The sequence below is a fragment of the Ewingella sp. S1.OA.A_B6 genome, from assembly GCF_049889095.1.
In the GTDB taxonomy this organism is placed as follows: domain Bacteria; phylum Pseudomonadota; class Gammaproteobacteria; order Enterobacterales; family Enterobacteriaceae; genus Ewingella.
On sequence record NZ_JBLJFK010000016.1, the window covers coordinates 49127 to 73761 of the forward strand.

A 24635-nucleotide genomic window follows, 5' to 3' on the forward strand; every position below is an offset into this window, starting at 1 on the left:
TCATTCAGTTGCCGCCTTGATGCAACTCGAAAGATTTTTGGAGCAAAATTAAGCCACACTCACTGTAATCGTTTACACCAAAATCGCTTCGATATCGGCCAGCTCTTTTTCGCTGAAATGGCGGTTGGCAACCATGCCGACTGCATCATCGATTTGGCTGGTTTTGCTGGCGCCTATCAATACAGATGTCACCTTATCCCCACGTAATACCCAGGCCAGCGCCATCTGTGACAGCTTCTGACCGCGTGCTTCGGCAATAGAATTCAGCTTGCGGACTTTCTCCAGCTTCTCATCGGTCAACTGATCGCTGGTCAGGAATTTACTGTCGCTCGCAGCGCGTGAATCCTGCGGAATACCGGCCAGATATCGATCTGTCAATACGCCACCGGCGAGGGGTGAAAAGGCAATTGAGCCGACGCCGTTCTGCGCCAGAGTATCGAGTAAATCGGCTTCAACCCAGCGTTCAAACATCGAATATTTTGGCTGATGAATAAGGCACGGCGTACCGAGTTTCTGCAGGATCTCAAACGCCTGTTTGGCGCGCTCAGCCGGATAGTTCGACAGGCCAACGTACAGCGCCTTGCCCTGGCGGACAATCAGGTCTAGCGCGGCCATGGTCTCTTCCAATGGTGTGTCAGGATCCGGGCGGTGATGATAGAAGATATCGACGTAATCCAGCCCCATACGTTTCAGACTCTGATTCAGGCTGGCGACCAAATACTTCTTCGAGCCCCAGTCACCGTAAGGCCCCTCCCACATGGTGTAACCGGCCTTTGAGGAGATGATCAATTCATCGCGATAAGGCAATAAATCTTCCTTCAGAATTCGGCCAAAGTGCTCTTCAGCCGAACCCGGAGGTGGGCCATAATTATTGGCTAAATCGAAATGGGTAATGCCGTGATCAAACGCATGGCGAATCAGATTTCGACCATTGTCGAAGTGCGCATTATCACCAAAATTGTGCCACAGACCGAGAGAAATGGCGGGCAACTTGAGGCCACTGTGACCACAGCGTCGATATTCCATGGTGTCGTAACGGGTAGGGCTGGCCTGGTAAATCATAGGAGTCCTTATTATTTTAATCAGCGTGATGTGCTGGCAGAGAACAGAGTGAAAAGTCGTTTTAGTGTATGCGTTTTCACATCTTTTGCCAGATAACGCGATCACAGTCACGCCTGATAACCGGCTTTCAGAGCATTCCTTTTATTAGTTAGCGCTATGGTTAAGCTGGCTTATTCCTGTGATTCAGTCTGGTCGTGCGGCCATTACGCTTTTGGGTTTATATCGCCCAGATGCGGATCGATAAGCTGGTCGATGAACCAACTGCCTGCAGGTCCTGGTTGATTGTTTTTGCTCCAGACAGCATCAACTGAAATCAGTTTCGGCCAGCCGCGCATCGGCAGCGTCACCAGCTTATTATGGCCAAATTGTCGTACCAGCCAGTGCGGCAAAATCGACCAGCCAAATCCTTGTTCGGCCATCTCCAGTAACATCAAATAACTCGGTGCGGACCAGGTTTGCCCCGGTGCGCGGGTTTCCGTGCGTCGGTAAGGCTGCAGGATCAGTTGGCGGAAGGTGTGCAGTTGCTCTGGCTGAATATTGGCAAGCTGTGCCAGCGGGTGTTCGCGGCTGACGAAGATATCCATATCAGTCTGTTCCGGCAAGCGGGCGACACCGATGTCCGGTGGGTAAGCATCCTGGACTTCCAACATACCAATATGCGCGCGCCCAGTCTGCAACAGGTCAATGACATCCTGATCTTCGGCGATCAGACACTCGAACTCGATATCCGGATAGCGTAGTTCAAAACGTTTAAGCAGACTCTCATGATGGGTCGGCTGATAGGTGTCAGACAACACAAACGTCAGCTGCGTTTCGACTTGCGTGGAGAGGCGGATCGCCAGTTCATCCAGACGCTCGCTGGCCGCCAGGATCGCCTGAACATGATTCAGCACGCGTTCTCCCTGCGCGGTGAGTACCGGCTGGCGGCTACGGCGGTCAAACAGAGTCAGGCCTAAATCGACCTCAAGATTGGCAATTGCGGTACTGACGGTTGACTGACTTTTACGTAATTTGCGCGCGGCTGCGGAAAAAGATCCGGTGTCGGCCGCTTCGACAAAGGCCATTAATGCTTCGGGGGAATAACGCATCGCTGCCTCTCACCTCGGGTTGTCAGAAATCAATCCATCTATTTTATCGATATTAACTATCTTTTACCCATCTTATTTAACGATGATAATGGCGGCCTGTGTGACAGCCGTCACTGCTTAAATTTGTAAGACAACAACGGAAAATGGCAGGTCTTTATGTCAATGAATTCAAAAAATACGTCTAAAAAATCTTTTGGCGAACGCATTTTGCACGCTGTCGGTTTTGAGGCATTGGCGGTCCTGATTTCCGCTCCCGCCGCGGCATGGCTGTTAAATAAATCCCTATTTGAGATGGGGACGCTGGCTATCCTGCTTTCGACCACCGCGATGGTGTGGAACATCGTTTATAACTGGACTTTTGATCGTCTGTGGCCGGTGAGCCGTATCACCCGCACCATGAAAGTACGGGTGTGTCATGCGCTGGGTTTTGAAGGCGGGTTCATTTTGATCGGTTTACCCATTGCGGCGGGTTGGCTCGGAATTTCACTGCTGAATGCGTTGATGCTGGAGATGGGTTTCTTCCTGTTCTTCCTGCCATACACTATTGTTTATAACTGGGTGTACGACACGCTACGTCAGCGCTTCATTGACCGTAAAAGTGCCAGCCGCGAAAAGTCCGCGAAGCATTGTTCAGCCAGGCATTAATTTTAACACTTGAATTGTCAGCGGGCTGCGCCTCGGTTATGTTCTTATTCTTTCGAGGATAAGAGCAACCATAAGGTTCAGCAGATGAAAACGTTAGGCCTGATCGGCGGCATGAGTTGGGAATCCACAGTAACCTATTACCGCACCATCAATGAGCACATCAAACAACAGCTTGGCGGATTACATTCTGCCAAGCTGTTTTTGCATAGCGTCGACTTCTATGAAATAGAGCAGTTGCAGGCCAAAGGAGACTGGCAACAGGCCGGGAAACTCCTAGGTGAGGCTGCCCAGGCTCTGGCGCGCGCGGGCGCAGAGGTTATCGTAGTCTGTACCAACACTATGCATAAAGTGGCCGACGATATCGAACATAGAGGCGGTTTACCTCTGCTGCATATTGCCGATGCCACGGCTGAGAAAATCAAACAACAGGGTTTAAAACGCATCGGGTTGCTGGGCACTAAATTCACTATGGAGCAGGATTTCTATCGCGGACGTTTGCAGGATAAACATCAAATTGAAGTGGTGACGCCTGATGAGGCTGACCGAGATATTTTGCATCGCATTATTTATGAAGAGCTGTGCCTTGGTGAAATCCGTGATGCGTCACGTGAAGAGTACCGCAGGGTTATTAGTCAATTAGAACAGCAGGGCGTTGAGGGGATTATCTTGGGTTGTACTGAAATCAGCTTGCTGGTGGGGACGCCAGATGCGATGGTACCGGTATTCGACACCACCGCCATTCACGCCCTGGCAGCGGCGGAATATGCGCTATCTTCTTCATAATACTGCGGAACCGTTTCTATCATCATGGCTAACAATCTGGCCGACGGCGATATTAATCTCAATCAAGTATCTCTAAATGAAATCTGCCTAAATGCACGTCGGTTCAAATCGGCGTTGCAGCCTATGGCAATTCCCGCTATTTTGCCCTCACAATTATGCGATCTTTTATCGCCCTGCGGGTGATTTTTGAACATCCATCACGATTGATAATAACGGCTTTATGGGTTTTGTCCTGTCGCAATATCCAGCAGGATCAAGAATTTACTTTATCCGGAGAATAAAATGACTCAATACTCGCTGGTGGGGGATGTCGGCGGTACCAACTGTCGTCTGGCATTGTGTGCGCTGGACAGCGGCGAGATCACCGCAGCCAAGACCTTTTCTGGTCTGGACTACGATAGCCTTGAAGATGTGGCGCGGGTTTATCTCGGGCAGCAACACCAGGAGGTGAAGCATGCCTGTATCGCGATTGCCTGTCCAATCACTGGCGACTGGGTGGCGATGACTAACCATACCTGGGCATTTTCCATCGAGGAAATGAAAGCGGGTCTGAAACTGGATCACCTCGACGTGATCAATGATTTTACTGCGGTATCCATGGCGATCCCGATGTTGCAGGAGAAGGATTTATTGCAGTTTGGCGGTAAAAAACCCATCGATGGCAAACCTGCGGTGATTTATGGCGCCGGTACCGGGCTTGGTGTAGCGCATCTGATTCATGCCGATAAACGCTGGCTGAGCCTGCCGGGCGAGGGCGGTCACGTTGACTTCGCGCCGAACAGTGAAGAGGAAGATATGATCCTCGAACAGTTGCGTACTGAGATGGGCCACGTCTCTGCCGAGCGTATTCTCTCAGGACCGGGACTGGTGAATCTATACCGCGCTATCGTCAAATCGGACAACCGCGTACCTGAAAATCTGGTACCGAAGGATGTAACAGAGCGTGGGTTGGGCGAAGATGATATCGACTGTCGCCGTGCGCTTGCGCTTTTTTGCGTGATCATGGGGCGCTTTGGCGGCAATCTGGCGCTGACTATGGGCACCTTCGGAGGGGTTTATATCGCCGGTGGCATTGTGCCGCGCTTCCTGGAATTCTTTAAAGCCTCCGGTTTCCGGGCCGCTTTTGAAGACAAAGGGCGCTTTAAGGATTACCTGGTGGATATCCCGGTTTACCTGATCAGCCATGATCAACCCGGTTTGCTCGGAGCCGGTGCTTATCTGCGTCAATCAATGGGCCATACCCTTCGTCCTTGAGGCTCTGGCGGTCAGGGCAATGATTGTGGGTATGTCTTGCGGTTCTTCACTACTGGTGAACCGCATTCTTCTGGCCCTAAAATCGCATCAGTTGCCTGAACTCTTTCACCTTGCTACGACTCACCGGCACTTCAAAATCCAAATCACTCAAGCGCAAAAGGTAGGTGTTGTTAAACCAGGGCACAATTTCGCGGATCTTCGATAAATTCACGCAGTATGAACGGTGACAGCGGAAAAAATGTTCCTCCGGCAGGCGGTTACACAATTCGCTGATGTTCATCGGCATGGCGAACTCCTCCTTGCGGGTAAATACCTGCGTGACCTTCTCCTGTGCGGCCGCGTAGTAGATATCGTTGATGTCAGTGACGATGATCCGCTCATCTTTGATCAGATTAATGCTGCGGCTGACGCGGTTGCTGCTCGGGGCGGTCTGGGTCTGTTCCTGTGTGTCACGCTTAAAATGTGATTCGAGTTTTTGCAGCATGGTGACAATGCGTGACTCATGATACGGCTTGAGAATGTAATCAAAGGCTTCGATTTCGAAGGCTTCAGCGGCATGCTCTTTGTAGGCGGTGATAAACACGATGTAAGGTTTATGAGCAAATTTACTGATATTTTGCGCCAGCAGGACGCCGTCGAGTGAAGGAATACTGATATCGAGAAAAATCGCATCCACTTCATGTGTTTGCAGATACCTCAGTACCTCCAGCCCGTCATCGAAAGTAGCTTCAATGTGAATACTGCTGTGTGCCTTGATCAGATAGCTCAGCTCCTCCTGGGCGAGGACCTCATCTTCAACAATGATAGCTTTCATGCGGTTTTATCCCGGGTGATCAAAAATGAAATCTCGGTGCCGGGTTCCAAACGACGGATCTGCAAACCCTGACCGTAGAGTAACGAAACGCGTTGGTGCACATTCAGCAGGCCAATCTTATTGCCAGGCATCTCGCTGGAGGCAACGCGCTCAATGGTTTCCTGATTAATGCCGTGGCCGGTATCTTTGACCGACACCTTAATATTGTCGCCACTGTGTTTGACGGCAATCACCACCACACCTTTACCGCTACAAGGTTGAATACCGTGAACAATCGCATTTTCCACCAGTGGCTGGATCAGCAGACTGGGTATCGGTACCGAAATATCATCATCGATATCATAAATAACCGTCAGCTTACTGCCAAAACGCGCCTGTTCAATGGCGATGTAATCCTGCACCTGATGTAACTCTTTACGCAGATCGATAAGCTCGTCATTTAGCTCGAGGTTATAGCGTAAATAGCGCGACAGATTGATGATCAACTGGCGGGCGGTATCGGGGCGAACGCGGATCGACGATGAAATCGCATTCAGCGCGTTAAACAAAAAATGGGGGTTAATTTTACTTTGCAGTGCGCGCATTTCGGCTTTATTCGCCATTTCTCGCAGTTGCTCGGCTCGTGATACCTCCATTTGTGTAGAAATAATCTGTGACAGTCCGATGGCCATGACCTTCAGCGAATAGGTGATGCGGTGCGCGTGGCAGTAATAGATTTTCAGTGAGCCTGTTACTACCCCTTTTTCCCACAGCGGGATGATTATGAGCGAGTGGATCTGCGGTGTGCGGTCCATCTCATCATTATTTTTGATGGTGATTTTACCCTTCTCCATCGTCAGTTTGGTGATATCGCTGAGGGTTTCATGACCAATATTGTACTTCTCGGCGCCGACGCCGACGTAGGCCAGAATATTTTTGGTGTCGGTGATCGCCACGGCGTCAGCATCGATATCCTGACGGATAATGTTGCAAATCGTCGCCAGGGATTCAGCATTAATATTAGGGCCCTTTACATTACGAAAGTACGGCAGCGTCTTGTTAGCGATATCCAGCGCCAGCCTTGCCTGGCGGGCGGCGATCACCTCTTTTTCATCTTCCACGCTTTGCACCAGCAGCACGATGAGCCCGATCGAACTGGCGCCCAGAATCAGTGGTGCGGCGATATTCATGACAATATCCAGACCCAGCGAAAACGGTTTTGCCATCAGCAGAATAAGTACCATGGTCAGCGCTTCACACAGCATCCCGGCGGCAATACCGACTTTCCAGTGGTGTATTTTTTTGACGTTAAGATTGATATAACCCGACAGGCAACCGGCAGTAATACTGGTGATCAAACAGGGAAGAGAGGTCGGGCCATTAATGTCGATCAGAAAACGGTGAGACCCCGAAATCACGCCGGTGATAATACCCACCCACGGTCCGAACAGAATACCGCCGGACATAATGGCGATGGTGCGCACGTTAATCAACGAGCCTTCAACATTGATCCCTGATAACGTCCCAAAAATGGCAAACAGGGAAAAAATCGCCGTGACCGCCGCCAGCTCCAGCGGAGTATGGTTATGGCTCTCTTTCTGTAACAACCGGCGAAACAGACGGGTGCGGGTCAGGAAGAACAGGCAGATCAACATCAGGGCTGCACGGTCAAAGACCGCCAGCAACATCTCAAAAACGTGTGGCACGTCAGGCTCTCTGGGTTGTGGTTTTACAACGCGTAATGATCAGGACGCTTCATTCGCTGTAATGAGAATAAGACCATTATTGTAGGGATTTTGAAGGGGTAAAACCATAAGTCATATGACCGTTTGCAGGTCAGCGTGGTGAAGGGCAATGGCGCTCTTCGGCGGGTGTTGAAGAAGCGTCGTTTCCTGATGAAAGGGGCTGACTCCTGCTCCGGTCAGCAAGGTTATAAATATGTTACTCAAGGACTCGACAGTTTTTTCCGTCTGCGATATGTTCATTAAGGACCGCAGCAGCGGTCAGCGTCGCTCGGACGGTCCGGGCGCTCACGTATCCTCGAGGAATTTATGGCTGACTCCCGTTCACCGCGTCGTTTTTCACGTATCGACCGCCTTCCACCTTATGTTTTTAACATCACCGCTGAATTGAAAATGGCTGCGCGACGTCGCGGCGAAGATATTATCGATTTCAGTATGGGCAACCCGGACGGTCCGACGCCACCGCACATTGTCGAAAAGCTGGTGCAGGTCGCACAGCGCGAAGACACCCACGGTTACTCTACCTCGCGTGGTATTCCGCGCCTGCGCCGGGCTATTTCCCGCTGGTATGCCGACCGCTATCAGGTAGAGATTGACCCGGAAAGCGAAGCCATTGTCACCATCGGTTCCAAAGAGGGGCTGGCGCACCTGATGCTGGCTACCTTGGATCACGGTGACACCGTACTGGTGCCTAACCCAAGCTATCCGATTCATATTTATGGCGCTGTCATTGCCGGTGCGCAGGTACGCTCTGTGCCGCTGACCGAAGGTGTAGACTTCTTCGCCGAGCTGGAACGCGCGATCCGCGAAACCATTCCTCGTCCGAAAATGATGATCCTTGGTTTCCCATCCAACCCGACCGGCCAGTGTGTTGAACTCGACTTTTTTGAGCGCGTAGTGGCGCTGGCTAAACAGTATGATGTACTGGTTATTCATGATTTGGCCTACGCCGACATTGTTTACGATGGCTGGAAAGCGCCGTCAATCATGCAAGTGCCGGGTGCCAAAGACATTGCAGTAGAATTTTTCACGCTATCGAAAAGTTATAATATGGCAGGCTGGCGTATCGGCTTTATGGTCGGTAACCCTGAACTGGTTAATGCGCTGGCTCGTATCAAAAGTTACCACGATTACGGCACCTTCACGCCATTGCAGGTGGCTGCCATCGCTGCGCTGGAAGGCGATCAGCAGTGCGTAAAAGATATCGCTGAGCAGTACCGCCAACGCCGGAATGTACTGGTTCGCGGCCTGCACGAAGCGGGCTGGATGGTGGATAACCCGAAAGCGGCAATGTACGTCTGGGCGAAAATTCCGCCTGCTTACGCACATTTAGGCTCACTGGAGTTTGCCAAACGCTTGCTGGCCGACGCCAAAGTCTGTGTCTCACCTGGCATCGGTTTCGGCGACTACGGCGACACCCACGTGCGCTTTGCCTTGATCGAAAATCAGGACCGTATCCGCCAGGCCGTGCGCGGCATTAAAGCGATGTTCCGCACCGACGGAATACTGCCTCCTAAGGTGTGAAAGCTGAAATGTCGCCATTAAAAAAGCCCTCAAACGAGGGCTTTTTGCTTAACGCATCAGAGACACTGATTATCTACGGCCGATCAACTTTGCCAGCAGGAAACCCACACCGGCAGCGATCAGCAGAGCCGGAACCGGGTTGTCAGAGGTCTGACGCTTCACGGTGTCGACGGCATCATTTACCGCGTAAGACGCCTGGGAAAGATTTTTGCGAACGATGCCTTCAGCCTGCAAATCACGATCCTGCGTTACACGGCCAAACTCTTCCTGACCTTTACCTACCATTTCTTCAACTTTATCTTTCGCTTTATCAAACATAAGCACTTCCTTTTGTCTGCGAGGGGGAATGAGGTACACCCGACTCTCGTATTGAATCAATCATGTATCTGTCATGTTTCTGTTTTATTCATCCACAACTATAGACCATAGCTATCGGAAAAATGGCTGTGGTTAACATTAGGTAACAAACAGCGTCTGAGACAGTCCTGCCAACACGGCACCCATTACCCCACTGAAAAAACCTGCAATGCAGAGTCAGCCTGTTCTGTAGCCGAGCATATAATTGAAATTCTTTTTATAGCGCATTGCGATCTTAAGCGTTTTCTTATTTAACCTGCCAGGCAGGCAAATTCAGCGCAAGACACTAGGCTTAGTGAGGTGTTCTTAGACTTCATCCATTGGATGCAAAAGGGGGAAAAATGACGCACGACGCGCTGAAGAATGGTCGCATCGAGGTGATCAGGCAATTCTATGCCAAGCTTGATCAGGCGGATGCAACGTTGCTGGATCTGTTTACAGAAGACACTGAGGTATTTTTCCCAAAATTTGGCACGGCGCAGGGGAAATCCTCGCTGGGCGAACTGGGTAAACGCTTCGCGCTGGAGATCGACAAAATCCAGCATATTCAGGATAAATTCCGCTTTATTAGTGACGGTGATACGCTGGTGCTGGAGGGGCAGATGCGCGGTGTGATGCAAACCGGCGAACGCTGGCCTGCCCCGCAAACCGGCAGCCACCACTTCTGTTCAGTGTTTGAGTTCGAGGATTTGCGCATCAAAAGGCTAAGTATTTATCTCGACCCGGATTTCAATCTTGAGGACAAAAAGCGGGTGAAAAATTACCAGCAGCCACCGAGGCCCGGGGAATGAGATTGTTACAACAGTGCTAAAGTGTATAAAAGGAGGGAAATCTGCCTCAACCAGCAGATTTCCCTCGCCACCAGTTCTCCTTCGAGTAACTTTGTCGTGAAAATTGGTCATGTTTACTTCCTGAGGCCCCCTCTAAACCCGTTTTCCAAGCTGATTGCGCATCTTATATTTGGATTCATGGGTTGGGGTAAGACTAGCGGTAAAATTTCTAGTAAGGATTTTCATCGGTGAATCTAACTCGAAGATCGTTGATTTCAACTGTTTCAGCTGCTTTTGCCTATGTTGCTATTCCACGTGTAATTAGAGCGCAAACAGTGGGTACACCGGTCGCTTTAACTCCAGCGCAGATGCGAGAAGATCTTCAATATCTACAGACGCAATGGGCACCTAAAGATCTGAGTTTCAACGAACAGCAACGAGAGATTTTCAAACATAACGTGGAAGAGGCGGTAAGCAACACAGAAACATCCTCTATAGCGGATTTCGCTCTGGATATAATGCGGGCTGTAGCTATTCCTCGCAATGGGCACACGGCAGCTATGGTTGGAAATCTATTGGGCGATTTGCCTATTAGAATGTGGTGGTTTGCGGATGGTCTTTATATTCTGAGCGCTCATCCGTCACATGTTGATTTGGTTGGTGCTCTGGTTGTGAAAATCGGAACTCTTTCACCAGATGAAGCACTTGAACTGGTGTCACCTTACATTTCCGGCACAGACCAGAGAATTCGCTATCTAAGTTCAACATATCTACGTTGCCCTGCCGTGCTGCATCGTATTGGGGCTATAAAAGAAATTTCAAAAGCAACCATGGTGCTTCGCCTGCGCGATGGTACTTCACGAATGGTAGAACTGGATGCAGCCCTCACACCGGATCCTGGGGATACTCATATTCCGGTTCTCAATGGTTGGTCCGTACTGATCCCCGACGATAGAGACATGCCCAACCGATGGCCGCATGTACTAGATAACATTAAAAATCGTTCCCCCGGCTACGCTAAACCAACAGATTTCTCGATGCGATGGCTCAGTGATGATGAAAAAATCCTCTATATTCGAAGCAATCGTCTTTTGAGCCAGGGGTCGGATAGGCTTGATGACAAGTTAATATTCGTATTGCAAAACCAGGTCGTACCCAAACAACCTCATTCGGTCATTATCGATTTACGACTTAATAACGGTGGTAATTTCTTCAATACACTTTTATTCGCGCAGGCGTTGCCAAAATTGATACCAAATGATGGACACGTATTCGTGCTAATAAGCCGTGCCACTTTTTCAGCGGCAATAGTTACTGTTGCAATGCTAAAGGGGGCGGGTGGTAATAAAGTAACTCTTATTGGTGAGCCAATGGGTGACAATGGGCATTTTTGGGCAGAGCCAGACGAGATGACACTGCCTAATTCAAAAATCGTCGTTTTCTGCAGCACCAAGCTTGAAGACTATGAAAAAGGGTGTGATGACCTCAAAGCATGCTACTGGGCAACAACAACGTTCGGGCCAAAAAATATCTCCCTTCAGCCGGATGTTAAAATTGATGTTGCATTTGCTGATTATGCTGCTGGGAAGGATCCTGTGCTGGCAAAGGCGCAATCAATGGCATTAGAGTAATGATTGGAGTTTATGCACTTTCGTTCTATTGGTCCTCAAACTCCACAATATGCGCTGAAGCTGAACCTTTGTAGCAATCTCGGAAGAGATAAATATTCATCTTGAATACTCCTGAGGACAACTTCCATAATCATAATTCTTTGAGGAATCTTAAAAGTGAATCTTCGGGACGATATCGACCGATTTTCCCGTCTGGTGGCGTGATCATAATGAGCATCCTGTCTTTCAGGCGGTAACTTCGACCACTTATGCATGTCTGCAAGTTCTTTGAGAAGGATACTTCGTTCTGAAAGCCAGGTATCGAACGCCGCAGCGTACCATGCCTTTGTTTTAACTCTGATGACGGAATATTGTTTTTCAATCAATGAAGATATGTATGTTTCAAGATGTGGCGAGAGCGGTCCTGATATTTGTCTTACAAGTGACATAGCATCTTTGATGGATGGTTCCATAATGTTTTCCTCTGGGCCGGATAACAGCGAGTGGTTGAGTAGGTGAAAATTATGAGAATAAAGTGAAGCGTTTTAGCGTTAATCTTCCAATGAAGCAAATAACTAATGGATTTTCGTCTTAGTAAGAAGTGCATATACATTAATAATTCACATGTATTGATGTTTATCCCTCTGCCTTTCTATTGAAATCTCAACGAAACTTCCGATTTCATTATCCTCCATATGGATTTAAAAAATTAACCATATGATTTACATGTACATTTAAACAATAAGTTTATCATTTTTGGCGATGAAGATATTTCGCATCGTAAAGAAACTTAAATGCATTGTAAACTCCCCTTGCATTGGCATAATGCGTTGAATTAGGAAGTCTTACCTTTCCAGAAATATGCTAATAAGGACATTCCGTGTTTCGGCTTTCAATGATTACCGCCTCTCAGTTTTTGATCATGTCGTTATCCCTGGTCACTGCCACAGGTTATGCCGCCCCCGATAACGGCCCGTCACCTTTTCGGATTCAGCCAGGGACGGATCAGCCGGTGAACCGTGCTTTCAGCAATCCCGCGGAAAATATTTCCGATGGCTCTCAGCAATTTATTCATCAGCAGGAGCAGCAGCGGGCGCTTGAGCAGCAGCTCATACCTCAAAAGCCGGATGTCCGGCTTTCCCCCCCTTCAAGCGGTTTCGGCCGCATCGTTTTCCCCATCGAGACACCGTGTTTTACTATTTCACAGGTCACTCTGACAGGGACTGATGCGTTGCCGCACTGGCTGCCATTACAACGCATTGCGAATCAGGCTGCGGGGAAATGTCTGGGCGGGAAAGGCATTAGCTTGCTGATGAGTACATTGCAAAACCGTTTGATTGATCATGGCTACATCACCACCCGCGTGCTGGCACCGGCGCAGGATCTCAAAACCGGTCAACTGCAACTGGTCGTCGTGCCTGGCAATGTTCGTCACGTAAAACTCACGCCTGACAGTGACCATTACGTCACGCTCTACACGGCATTTCCTCCACACGCTGGGAATGTTCTGGATCTCCGCGATATCGAACAGGGTCTGGAAAATTTGCAACGCTTACCGACTGTGCAGGCTGATATGGCAATTTTGCCCGGTGAAGCGCCAGGTGAAAGTGATATTGCCCTGCATTGGCAGCAGAGAAAAATGTGGCGTGTGGCGACATCGCTGGATGACTCCGGCACCCGCAGCACGGGCCGTTATCAGGGCGGCCTGACGTTATCACTGGATAATCCTTTCTCCCTCAGCGATCTTTTTTACCTCTCGGGAAGCCGCAGTCTGCAAAACAACGACGGGAAGGGATCAGATAACGTCACCGGACATTATTCCGTCCCCTTTGGCTACTGGATGTTTGGGCTGACCGCCAACAGCTACGATTACAATCAAACTATCGCCGGGCTGAACAGCGATTACCGCTACAGCGGGAAAAGCAGCAATCTTGATTTTCAAATCAGCCGCGTATTGCACCGTAACGGCAGCCAGAAAACCACACTGACCTATGACGTGTTGGCCCGTGAGTCGAAAAACTATATTGATGACACCGAGGTTGAAGTGCAGCGCCGTCGCACCTCGGCCTGGCGCATTGGTTTACAGCACCGTCACTATATTTCACAAGCCACACTGGATGCTGGCGTCAGTTATCAGCGCGGTACTCGCTGGTTTGGTGCGATGCCAGCCCCTGAAGAGAACTTTGGTGACGCCACCGCGCTGAGCAAAATCGTACAATTTTATGCCCAACTTGACGTGCCTTTTGCGCTGGCCAGTCAAAAATTCCACTACAACGTGCAGTACCAGCGTCAGTTCAGCAATACGCCGCTGACCCCGCAGGATCAGTTTGCCATTGGTAACCGCTGGACGGTGCGCGGTTTTGACGGTGAACGTACCCTCAATGCTGACCGTGGCTGGTTCGTACGCAATGATATTGCCTGGGCTACGCCATTGCCTGCGCAGGAACTCTATCTCGGGGTGGATTACGGCGAAGTGGGAGGAAATGGCACGCAATATCTGGTAGGTACCCATCTGGCCGGCGGTGCGATAGGCCTGCGCGGCCGGGCATTCAATATCGGCTATGACCTGTTCGCCTCAACGCCATTCTCCAAACCCGATGGCTTCAGTACTGACCCGGTATCGCTGGGCTTTAACCTCAACTGGCAGTATTGAGTAAGGAAACTCATCGATGAATAAGCACTTGTATCGCATTATTTTTAATAAAGCCCGCGGTCTGTTGATGGTGGTGGCAGAAATTACCCGTTCAGGGCGTGAAGGCCGTCGCCGCATGCGTTCTGGCCAGACAACCGATCGCCGCAGTTGCAGGCTCAGCCCGTTGTCATGCGCATTACTGGCCCTGTTCGGCACCGTCACGCTGATTAATAGCGCTCACGCGGGAATTGTTGCTGACGGGCAAGCCCCGAGCAGTCAACAGCCGAACGTAATGACCAGCGCCAACGGCACGCCGCAGGTGAATATTCAGACGCCAAGCGAGGCGGGTGTTTCCCGCAACAGCTACAGTCAGTTCGATGTCGAACGCAAAGGGGCGATCCTTAATAACTCACATAACAATGTGGCGACCGAACTGGGCGGTATGGTGCAGGGCAACCCCTGGCTGGCAAAAGGCGAAGCCAGAATCATCCTTAACGAGGTCAACTCACGGGATCCCAGTCAACTCAATGGGCACATTGAAGTCGCCGGGCGCAATGCGCAGGTGGTGATCGCCAACCCATCGGGGATCTCCTGTAACGGCTGTGGTTTCATCAATGCCAATCGTGCAACGCTGACCACCGGTCAGGCGCAGATGAACAACGGCCAATTGACCGGCTTTGATGTCGATCGCGGTGAGATTGTGATCCAGGGCGCAGGCATGAACAGCCTTAAGCAAGACTACACCGATATCATTGCCCGTTCGGTGAAGATCAACGCCGAGATCGATGCCCGGGATTTGAAAATCACCACCGGGCGTAACCAGATTGATGCCGAACATCAGCGGATAGACAAAAAATCCTCCGACGGCTCAACCCGGCCTCAGTTGGCGCTGGACGTTTCCCAACTCGGTGGCATGTATGCCAATAAAATACGCCTGATGGGTACCGAAGACGGTGTGGGTGTGCATAACGCCGGTAGCATTGGTGCGCAGGCGGGATCGCTGGTGGTGACCGCCGATGGACTGATCGAAAACAGCGGTAAAATGAGCAGTAAAGAAAATACCGCGCTGACATCGCGTACCGCCATCAACAACAGCGGCGAAATGCTGGCCGAGGGCAATGCCAGTCTAAGCACGGGCGGTGACTTGCACAACAGTGGCTCGATCATCTCGCGCAACCATTTGCAAACTCAAAGCGTCAGTCTGAACAGCGAACAGGGCAGTGTACTGGCCGCCGGGGTTCAGCAGGACGGTAAACTGGGAGGCAGCGGCAACTTAACGCTCGATACTTCCGGACAACTGCGTGCGCAGGGGCAGAATCTGGCCTCCGGCAACCTTATCGCCCGTGGTCAGGGTGTGGATATCAGCCATAGCCAGACTGGCGCACAAAACATCGAACTGGATGCCGGGCAGGCGGATTTACTGACCGGCAACGGCTCACAAATTTCGGCTCAGCAACAACTGACCGCCAGCAGCAGTAAAACGATCAATAACGATGGTGGCAAACTGGCGGCTGACAAGCTGACGATCCGCGCCAATGATCTCTCCAATCAGCAAGGGAGCATTTCTCAACTGGGGGGCGACTCGCTGCAATTCAGCCAGCCCGGCATGTTTAATAACCGTGACGGCAGCATCACCAGCAACGGCAGGAACTTGATCCTCAGTGCTGCACAGATCAACAATCAGGATGGCCAGATCGTGCATTCCGCCGACGGGGAACTAACACTTACCAGCGGCAACCACTTATCCAACCGTGACGGACAGATCCTGAAAATGGGCAACGGCGGGATGAACCTGAATGTCTTCAACGCGGTGGACAATCAGAACGGTCAAATCGCCGGTAACGGCAATATCAGCCTGAATGCTGCCAGCCTGAACAATGAAAAAGGTAACATCGCCGCCCTGCAAAACGGTTCGCTCGGTCTGCAGGTGGCCGGTGAACTGAATAATCAGCAGGCGCAGTTAGGCGCAGCCCAAGGGCTGATCATTAATGCCGATCGTCTTGATAACCGGCAGGGTCGCATTTCCGCGACGGCGGGCGACGCCACGTTGACCTCCCGTCAGGCACTGGATAACAGCAACGGACGCATTGAATCTAAAAACAGGCTACAACTCGACGGTGGTGGATTCAACAACCAGCAAGGGCAACTGGTGGGCGGCAATATTGCCCTTAGCACCGGCACGCAGTCGGTCAATAACCAGCAAGGCACGGTTTCTGCGCTGAACACCCTCACTCTGGACAGCAGCGGGCTAACCAATGACGGCGGTCTGCTGCAATCCGGCAGCGATATGAGGCTTGATTTACACGGCGGCGGCCTGAGCAACCTTAACAGCGGTGACAAAGGTGGGATTCTTAGCCAGGGCGGATTGCTCATCAACAGCGGTGCGCTGGATAATCAGCAGGGCTTTATCGGCAGTGGTCACGATGCAACGCTCAACACGTCGACCTTCAACAATCTTAACGGCACCCTGGCCAGTGAACAGGGGCTTAGCCTGACCACCGGGCAGTTCAGCAATCAACAGGGTTTAGTCCAGGCGGGGAAAAGTCTTGCGGTGGATACGCAGAGTCAGACCTTTGGCAACGTTGCCGGTACGGTAAGCGCAGGAAAAACGCTGACGCTGCTGACCGGGGCGATACTGAATCAGGCCGGACATGTGCTCAGCGCCGGTAACCTGCAACTGAATACTCACGGGCAGAATCTCGATAACGGGCAGGGCAATATTGCGGTGGCCGGAGATGCGCAGTGGGATATCGCCGGTCTGAACAACCGTAACGGCCAGTTACAGATCGTGGGTAATGCCGTGGTGAATGCGTTCAATGGTCTGGTGGATAACACCGCAGGTTTGATCCGCAGTGGTGCATCGGTGGTGATTACCGCCGCGCAGATAGTCAACCGTGACACCAAAGCAGAAAACACCGGGCTGGAAGGCCAGTCTGTCACGCTGAACAGTGATGCTCTCGACAACGCTCAGGGAACATTACGGGCGAACGATCTGCTGGACATCGTCACCGGGCAGTCGCTGAACAATGCGCAAGGGTTGATCTCTTCCGGCGATGCGCTCAATGTGCGCGGCGGTCATTCGCTGGTATTCAGTAATACTGGCGGCACCCTGATAGCGGGTAAAAATCTGCAACTGGCGACCTCATCGCTCAGCGGCGACGGCAGCGTGCTGTCACAGGATGCCATGACGCTGACCCTGCAACAGGCCTTCTTCAATCAGGGCGAGGTCATTGCCAATGGCAACCTCAATGTCAATGTGGCGCAGGGGCTGGAGAACAGCCAGATGATCAAAGCCGGTGGCGTGCTTAATCTGCACGCGGCCAGCCTGATTAACCACCAGAGCGGGGAGATCAGTGCCGGGCAGAATCATCTGTTGATTGACGGTGACCTGACCAACCGTGGTTTGCTGGACGGCAGTTTGACCCATATTCAATCGGGTACACTGACCAATACCGGCAGCGGACGTATTTATGGCGATCACATTGCACTGCAAACCGGAACGCTGAATAATCTGGCTGAAAACAGCACCGCAGCGACCATCGCCGCACGTGACAAGCTGGACATCGGTGCGCAGACCATCAACAACCTCGATCATGGGCTGATTTACAGCGCGGGTGACGTTGCGGTCGGTGGTCAGTTAAACGATCAGTGGCAGGCTACCGGATCGGCGTCAGTGTTCAATAACCACAGTGCCACGCTGGAATCTGCCGGAGACATGACCCTCAACATCGCTGAGATCAACAACCTCAACGATCATCTGGTGACAGAAACCGTGGTGACCGAGCAGTCGTCGCATCACGAAGCGGTATTGAAGGGGTCGACTACCCGCTATGACTGGGCCGACGTTGATACCTCGTACGAAAATAAATATCACGTGCATGATGCCAGAATGCCGGATGGCAGCGCCAACAACGAGTTTTATGAATATAACTACCAGCGCACCATCACTGAAGGCAAGGTTAAAGAGAGCGATCCGGGGCAGATCCTCGCGGGTGGCAATCTGACCATCAACAGCGATCGGGTCAACAATTACGACAGTCGTATTATGGCCGGTGGAACTCTGGGTGGGCTGATCGGCGATGCGCGCAATATTGCCACCAAAGTTGAGCGCATCATCACCGATGTGGGCACCCAGATCCGCTGGTTTGCTAAGAAATCTGGCGGCGGTCTTGGTGGCACGGAAACTACACAGGGTAAAGACCACAGCGATTACCGCCCGGATGCGGTAGTGCAGACGATTGACCTGCTGACGGCCGTCTGGCAGGAGCATGCGCAGATTAACGGCAGCGGCACGACCGTCGCCGGGCGAGACACCTCGACACTCAACCAGCAGGCAGGTAGCGCCGGTGCGGTCAACGGCGATACTACCCAGCGCCCGATCACGCCGCCGGCGGGCCAGATATTCGAGATCACCCAGCCCTCTACGTCCCTTGACGGCCACAGCATTGTGCGCATCGTTAGCCCGAACACGCGTCTGCCGGACAACAGCTTGTTCCAGCTCCATCCGGACCTCACCAGCCAGTATTTGATCGAAACCGACCCGCGCTTTACCAATCAAAAGCAGTGGCTCAGCAGCGACTATATGCAGAGCGCGTTCAGCCAGAACTCAGACAATGTGCTTAAGCGCCTGGGCGACGGCTACTACGAGCAGCGGCTTATCCGCGAGCAGGTGGTCAGTCTGAGCGGCCAGCGTTATTTGACCGGCTATAACAACGATACCGACCAGTACAAAGCGTTGATGGACGCGGGGATTGCTTTCGGCAAAGACTATCAACTGACGCTGGGCGTGGCGCTGACGCCAGCTCAGATGGCGCTGCTGACCAGTGACATGGTGTGGCTGGTCAAACAGGACGTGACGCTGCAGGACGGTTCGGTACAAAGCGTGTTGGTGCCTCAGGTGTATGCGCGGCTTAAATCCGGCGATCTTGACGGCAGCGGTGCCTTACTGGCCGGTAACCACGTGGCGCTGAACGTGACCCACGACCTGACCAACAGCGGCACTATACAGGGGCGTGACGTCACCCAGCTCAGTGCCGATACCCTGACCAACAGCGGTTTTATCGGCGGTAACCGCGTCAGCCTCAATGCGCGCACTGACATTAATAACCTCGGCGGCACGCTGCAGGGCGGTGACAGTCTGGTGGCGATTGCCGGGCGCGACATCAACAGCCGCAGCACGATGGGGGGCAACGGCGATAACCGTTATCTTGACCGGGCAGCGGGGATTTATGTACAGAACGAGGGCGGCACACTCGGTCTGCAGGCGCTGAACAACATCAACCTGACGGCCGCGCAGGTGAGCAATATCGGTGCCGACAGCCAGACGCAGATCGTCGCGGGTCACGATCTGAACCTGAATACCCTGACGACCATGCACACCGAGCGCGGCGACTGGAGCGCGGACAATTATCGTCGTCTGACGCAGCAGGAGGATGTTGGGTCGCAGATCAACGGCGGCGGTAGCGTGGCGCTGAGCGCCGGGCATGACCTGAACGCCAGCGCGGCCTCGGCAACAGCAAGTGGGGCGCTGACGGCGGTGGCGGGCAATGACATCAATCTGAGCAGCGGCACCTCGTCTTATCATCTGACGGAGCACAGCAAGCAGACCAGTAAGGGGATGCTGTCCGGCAAGACGGTGGAGGCGCATGACGAGGTACAAAGCCAGCGTGCGATGGGCAGCAACTTCAGCGGTGACAGCGTGGCGATGCAGGCGGGGCATGACCTGACGTTGAGCGGCAGCAGCGTGGCGGGCACCGGTGACGTCAGCCTGGCGGCGGGAAATGACCTCAGCATCACGGCGGCCGATCAGTCGCGTCAGGAAGGGCATCTGTATCAGGAGAAAAAAACTGGGCTGTCGGGCACCGGCGGTATCGGGTTCAGCTACGGCAGCAGCAGCCTGAAAACCACCGACGACGGCACTACCCAGACCAGCACCGGTAGCACAGTCGGCAGTACGCAAGGCAACGTGACGCTGAACGCGGGGAATGCCCTGACGGTCAAAGGGTCAGACGTGCTGGCAGGGAAAAACATCGGCCTGACCGGCAAAGAAGTTAATATTCTGGCGGCGGGTAATCAGAGCAGCCAGACGCACACGGTGGAACAGAAGACCAGCGGGCTGACGCTGGCGCTGTCCGGCACGGTGGGCAGTGCGATTAACACGGCAGTGTCGAGCGCTAACGATGCCAGCAACGAGAGCAACGGGCGACTTGCTGCGCTACAGGGGATGAAGTCGGCCCTGAGCGGCGTGCAGGCGGCGCAGGCGACGTCTCTGGCTGAAGCGGGTGGCAGTGAAGGCAGCATGATAGGTGTCAACCTCTCTTACGGCAGCCAGTCGTCGACATCAACGCAGACCAGCACGCAGGAGCAGAGCCAGGGAAGTACGTTGACAGCAGGTAACAACCTGACGATAAATGCCACCGATACGGACATTAACGTTGAGGGCAGCCAGCTGCAGGCCGGGAAAGATGTTGGTCTGAGTGCGGCGCGGGACGTTAATCTTTTCTCCGGGCTGAACAGCCAGACGCTTGAAGGCAAAAATGAAAGTCACGGTGCGTCGGTAGGCGTGGGGATTAACTTCGGTCAGGGTGCGAATGGCCTGTCGCTGAACGCCAGCGTGAATAAAGGCAAAGGCAGCGAAAGCGGCAACGGCACCAGCCATAACGAAACCACAGTCAACGCTGGGAATAATCTGACCATCAACAGTGGCCGGGATACCACGCTGACCGGCGCGCAGGCCAATGGCGAGAAAGTGACGATGGACGTTGGTCGCAACCTGACGTTGACCAGCGAGCAGGACAGCGACAACTACGACTCAAAACAGCAGAATGCCAGCGCAGGCGGCAGTGTGAGCATGGGCGGCGGCGGCGGTTCGGTGAACCTGAGCCGGGACAAGATGCACAGCACCTACGACAGCGTGCAGGAACAGACCGGCCTGTTCGCCGGCGCGGGTGGCTTTGATATTACGGTCGGTGAGCACACCCAGCTAAACGGTGCGGTTATCGGCAGCACGGCAGCGGCGGACAAGAACCGCCTCGACACCGGCACGCTGGGCTTTAGCAATATCGAAAACCGGGCCGAGTACGAGGTTGAGCACCAGAGCGTGGGCATAAGCTCGGGCGGCAACATCGGCGGGCAGTTCGTGGGGAATATGGCTAACGGCCTGCTGGTTGGGGTGAACGGCAGCGGCAGCGACAGCTCGACCACCAGGTCGGCGGTGTCAGAGGGCAGCCTCATTATTCGCGACCCGAATAAACAGACACAGAACGTCGATGAACTGAGTCGCGACGTGGAACACGCCAACCAGACACTTTCGCCTATCTTTGATAAGGAGAAGGAGCAAAACCGGCTGAAGGAAGCGCAGCTGATTGGGGAAATTGGCAGTCAGGCAATGGATATCGCCAGGACGCAGGGGAAAATCGAGGCGACGAAGGCTGGCAAGGCAGAGCTTGAGAAACACGGCGTTCAGCAGCCGGGTAAAGATGCGACGAAGGAAGAGCGAGCGGCCTATGATAAAGCCCTGACGGAAACGGCAGGTTATAAAACAGCGCAGCAGAAATGGGGCACGGGGAGCGCCATTCAGCAGGGATTACAGGCCGCGACGGCAGCGGTTCAGGGCTTAGCGGGCGGCGACATGGCGAAAGCGTTGGCGGGAGCCAGTGCGCCGTATCTGGCTGAAGTGATCCATAATATGACCACCGACCCGGTGACGGGCAAGGTGAACAGCGAAGCCAATCTGATGGCGCACGCGGTATTGGGTGCTGTTATCTCGCAGGTGAACGGTAACGGCGCGTTGGCCGGTGCATCGGGTGCGGTGGTGGGCGAGTATATTGCCCAGCAGATGTATCCGGGGGTTGATCGGGATAAGCTGAGCGAAGATCAGCGCCAGACCATCAGTGCGCTGTCGACGCTGGCGGCGGGTCTTGCCGGTGGGTTGACGGGAGACAGCTCGGCAGATACGGTAGCGGGTGCGCAGGCGGGTAAGAATGCGGTTGAGAACAATGCGCTGCGGGTATTAGCGGCAGCCGAGAAGAAAAAACCGGGAACTATCGCCAAATGGCAAGCGGATAAACAGGCGGAAATAGCAGAAGCCTGTAGTGGTGGAACGCCGGTGTCATGTCAGACGATGACGGCCGCAATGGGGACGGCACTTACGTGGCCGTTATTACCCGGTGCAGCAGCAACAACGAGCCTAATTGGCTCAGGAGCTAATGCGGGAGTGGGCTATCTGATTAACGGCGAAGTAAATCCAAATGATGTGATCCTGGGTTATTGGACGGGGGCATTTACGGCAGGTACAGGACTATGGGGCACAATGGGTGTTAATGCGGCCAGCGGAGCCACGTCCAGTTATCTGAAAGGCGATGACCCACTGAAAGGTGGTGCGCTTAGCGGTGCTGCATCGGGGCTGGGTTATGGCTTGGGTAAATTGGTTGAGTTACCGCTTGATAAAGTCTTAAACCCAATGAAGCCATGGAAAGAGTGGATCTGGACTGATATTGGAATGGGTATATCTAAGCCATTATCGTTAGATCCGTTGCCGGGAGTTGCAGGTAACATAACCGGTTCAGTAACAACAGAATACACAAATGATCAAGCAGGGAAAAATCTGGGAGGTGGAAAATGAAAATCTCCGCATCAAGATGGTTTGCGGTTTTTATTTATCTAATAACAGCCCTTCCTGCTGGAGTATTTGTAGCGGCTTTGGCTGCTCAAATACTAATAAAATTATACTTATTCTTTATATATGGGTCACCCATAGATCTGTCATCAATTAATGTTGTAAGAATACTAAAGGGAAGTATCGGAGGAGGAATTATCGGAGGGATAGGCTGTTGGTGGATCTATTACCAGCGCTACAGGCAAAACAGATAACACAGAAAACCCGGCCAAGTCGCCGGGATTTTACTTTTAAGTACTCAACCCCGCCGTTCTGCGCCTGACGATGATCACATTAGGCGTGGGTATGATATCCACATCCTCCGCACGGCTGATGTGGAGTTGGGTTAGCCAGTCGTCCGAAATAACCAGGCTGCCATCGCCGCGCACCCAGTCGGCTCCAAGATCCTGATCGTACTGGCTGGCCTCGCACAGTGCCTGCCATTCCTGTTCATCGGTCACGGTGGTTACCCACAGCGCCTGTTGTCTGAGCAGAAGCTTAATCGGTGTATCGACAGTAAAACCGTTATCCGTCAGTAAATTGCCGGTGAGGGTTAACTCAGGAAACGGTTGAGCGGTAAACGTGATGTTCATGTGCTTCTCCTTAAGCGTTCAGCCCGGTTCTGATAACCAAACAACCCTTCTCGGCTGTGATACTCACCGGCTGGCCGGTGCATCGGGTGCGGTGGTGGGCGAGTATATTGCCCAGCAGATGTATCCGGGTGTTGATCGGGATAAGCTGAGCGAAGATCAGCGCCAGACCATCAGTGCGCTGTCGACGCTGGCGGCGGGTCTTGCCGGTGGGTTGGCGGGAGACAGCTCGGCAGATACGGTGGCGGGTGCGCAGGCGGGTAAGAATGCGGTGGAGAATAATGCGCTGAGTGATATTGCGCAGGCGCAGTCTGAAGGCAAGACGCTGGAGCAGAAGGCGGGTGAGTACGTTGAGGCCGAAAACGAGCGCTATAAAAAGGCAAACTGTGGCGGCATGAGCGCCGAAGCCTGCTCGGTGAAGATGTACACGGAACGGCGTGAAGCGTTGAAAGATACCCTTTCAGCAGGCGCTGATTTTGTGCCGGTCGTTGGCGATATCAAGGGTTTTGTGGAAGCACAGAGCGCGATAGATTATCTGGCAGCAGCGATGGGTATCATTCCAGGTATTGGCGATGGTGCAGGTAAGGCGCTCAAAGCGGCTGAGAAGGCGCTGGCAAAAGGTGATGTTGCCGAAGCATCTAATCTGATTAATAAAGCCAGTGGTGAGATATCGGCACATAATTCAGCTAACTATCCGAAGTTGAAAGATGATTTAAGGCAACAAAACCTCGATTACATCGCGAAGCAAGATCCTAGATTGGATGCTGTAATCAAAGGTGATAGTGGGAAACTTAATTATGGTGTCGGTAATGGGACAAAAGAGGAAGCTGATCGACTAGGTAAAATCTGGGTGGGGAAAGGGGCTAGGCCAACTAGTGATGGCACAGGATTAGTAAGTGCTGATGGAACCAGAATTTATCGTTCCTCAAAAGAAAAACCAAATGCCCCAGACTCATTAAACCCAACGGGAACTCAAGCTAATTTTGAAAGTTATACAAAAAATATTGAAACAGGAAAAATGGATAAAATTGGCAACGGTCACTTGAATATTTCAGGGGGAAATGAATGAAAGCGACTCTAAGAAGTATTGGTTGTGATTGGCTTGATTTATCAAGTTATCAGCCTGAAC

16 protein-coding genes and 1 pseudogene are annotated in these 24635 nt (G+C 52.5%); 10 read left to right on the forward strand and 7 right to left on the reverse strand.

Translation table 11 applies throughout. The annotated features are described in order from the left end of the window. Positions 1–72 precede the first annotated feature (72 nt). Positions 73–1062, reverse strand: coding sequence for an L-glyceraldehyde 3-phosphate reductase (gene mgrA / locus ACMV8I_RS19820; RefSeq protein WP_498866903.1), 990 nt, complete (start codon positions 1060–1062; stop codon positions 73–75). 203 nt (positions 1063–1265) lie between these two features. Further along, positions 1266–2150, reverse strand: a complete 885-nt coding sequence (locus ACMV8I_RS19825; RefSeq protein WP_498866904.1) for a LysR family transcriptional regulator — start codon at positions 2148–2150, stop codon at positions 1266–1268. Between the two features lie 156 nt (positions 2151–2306). On the opposite strand from ACMV8I_RS19825, the gene ACMV8I_RS19830 reads away from it, so the two are divergent. The 3 genes from ACMV8I_RS19830 (at position 2307) to glk (ending at position 4832) form a co-directional block, all read left to right on the forward strand. After that, positions 2307–2795, forward strand: coding sequence for a multidrug/biocide efflux PACE transporter (locus ACMV8I_RS19830; RefSeq protein WP_498866905.1), 489 nt, complete (start codon positions 2307–2309; stop codon positions 2793–2795). 84 nt (positions 2796–2879) lie between these two features. Continuing rightward, positions 2880–3578, forward strand: a complete 699-nt coding sequence (locus ACMV8I_RS19835) for an aspartate/glutamate racemase family protein (RefSeq protein ID WP_498866906.1) — start codon at positions 2880–2882, stop codon at positions 3576–3578. A gap of 282 nt (positions 3579–3860) precedes the next feature. Next, positions 3861–4832 carry a glucokinase gene (glk, locus tag ACMV8I_RS19840; protein WP_498866907.1) on the forward strand — a complete coding sequence of 324 codons (972 nt, stop codon included), beginning with the start codon at positions 3861–3863 and terminating at the stop codon, positions 4830–4832. Positions 4833–4908: 76 nt separating this feature from the next. Here glk and ACMV8I_RS19845 read toward each other — a convergent pair whose 3' ends face one another. Both ACMV8I_RS19845 and ACMV8I_RS19850 read right to left on the reverse strand, forming a co-directional pair. Beyond that, positions 4909–5646, reverse strand: a complete 738-nt coding sequence (locus ACMV8I_RS19845) for a LytR/AlgR family response regulator transcription factor (protein WP_498866908.1) — start codon at positions 5644–5646, stop codon at positions 4909–4911. Then, positions 5643–7331 carry a LytS/YhcK type 5TM receptor domain-containing protein gene (locus ACMV8I_RS19850; protein ID WP_498866909.1) on the reverse strand — a complete coding sequence of 563 codons (1689 nt, stop codon included), beginning with the start codon at positions 7329–7331 and terminating at the stop codon, positions 5643–5645. Before ACMV8I_RS19850 ends, ACMV8I_RS19845 begins: the two co-directional genes overlap by 4 nt. 345 nt (positions 7332–7676) lie before the next feature. Here ACMV8I_RS19850 and alaC point away from each other — a divergent pair, with 345 nt between their 5' ends. After that, entirely contained in the window at positions 7677–8891 is a 1215-nt protein-coding gene (alaC, locus tag ACMV8I_RS19855; RefSeq protein ID WP_498866910.1) for an alanine transaminase, read from the forward strand. A gap of 69 nt (positions 8892–8960) precedes the next feature. Here the strand turns inward: alaC and ACMV8I_RS19860 are convergent, their stop codons facing one another. Further along, positions 8961–9209: a CsbD family protein gene (locus tag ACMV8I_RS19860; protein ID WP_497231540.1), complete on the reverse strand. Its 249-nt coding sequence runs from the start codon at positions 9207–9209 to the stop codon at positions 8961–8963. Positions 9210–9589: 380 nt separating this feature from the next. Between ACMV8I_RS19860 and ACMV8I_RS19865 the strand changes: the two genes are divergently transcribed. Together ACMV8I_RS19865 and ACMV8I_RS19870 are read left to right on the forward strand one after the other, a co-directional pair. Then, positions 9590–10039, forward strand: a complete 450-nt coding sequence (locus ACMV8I_RS19865) for a nuclear transport factor 2 family protein (protein WP_497231541.1) — start codon at positions 9590–9592, stop codon at positions 10037–10039. A gap of 227 nt (positions 10040–10266) precedes the next feature. Then, entirely contained in the window at positions 10267–11649 is a 1383-nt protein-coding gene (locus ACMV8I_RS19870) for a S41 family peptidase (protein ID WP_498866911.1), read from the forward strand. Positions 11650–11684: 35 nt separating this feature from the next. Here ACMV8I_RS19870 and ACMV8I_RS19875 read toward each other — a convergent pair whose 3' ends face one another. Beyond that, positions 11685–12101 carry a hypothetical protein gene (locus tag ACMV8I_RS19875; RefSeq protein WP_498866912.1) on the reverse strand — a complete coding sequence of 139 codons (417 nt, stop codon included), beginning with the start codon at positions 12099–12101 and terminating at the stop codon, positions 11685–11687. A 422-nt stretch (positions 12102–12523) separates the two neighbouring features. Between ACMV8I_RS19875 and ACMV8I_RS19880 the strand changes: the two genes are divergently transcribed. From ACMV8I_RS19880 to ACMV8I_RS19890, 3 genes are read left to right on the forward strand one after another with little or no spacing between them, the layout of a single operon-like run. Beyond that, positions 12524–14281 carry a ShlB/FhaC/HecB family hemolysin secretion/activation protein gene (locus ACMV8I_RS19880; RefSeq protein WP_498866917.1) on the forward strand — a complete coding sequence of 586 codons (1758 nt, stop codon included), beginning with the start codon at positions 12524–12526 and terminating at the stop codon, positions 14279–14281. A 16-nt stretch (positions 14282–14297) separates the two neighbouring features. After that, a complete protein-coding gene (locus ACMV8I_RS19885; RefSeq protein WP_498866913.1) occupies positions 14298–22883 on the forward strand; it encodes a two-partner secretion domain-containing protein in 8586 nt (2861 codons plus the stop codon). Next, the gene (locus tag ACMV8I_RS19890) at positions 22880–23131 is read left to right on the forward strand and encodes a hypothetical protein (protein WP_498866914.1); all 252 of its coding nucleotides are present in this window, start codon (positions 22880–22882) and stop codon (positions 23129–23131) included. Before ACMV8I_RS19885 ends, ACMV8I_RS19890 begins: the two co-directional genes overlap by 4 nt. 36 nt (positions 23132–23167) lie before the next feature. Here ACMV8I_RS19890 and ACMV8I_RS19895 read toward each other — a convergent pair whose 3' ends face one another. After that, positions 23168–23509 (reverse strand): hypothetical protein, encoded by a 342-nt coding sequence (locus tag ACMV8I_RS19895; protein WP_498866915.1) that lies wholly within the window; start codon positions 23507–23509, stop codon positions 23168–23170. A gap of 70 nt (positions 23510–23579) precedes the next feature. On the opposite strand from ACMV8I_RS19895, the pseudogene ACMV8I_RS19900 reads away from it, so the two are divergent. Next, positions 23580–23798, forward strand: a pseudogene (locus tag ACMV8I_RS19900) (VENN motif pre-toxin domain-containing protein); the annotation flags it as partial. Between the last annotated feature and the right edge of the window lie 837 nt (positions 23799–24635).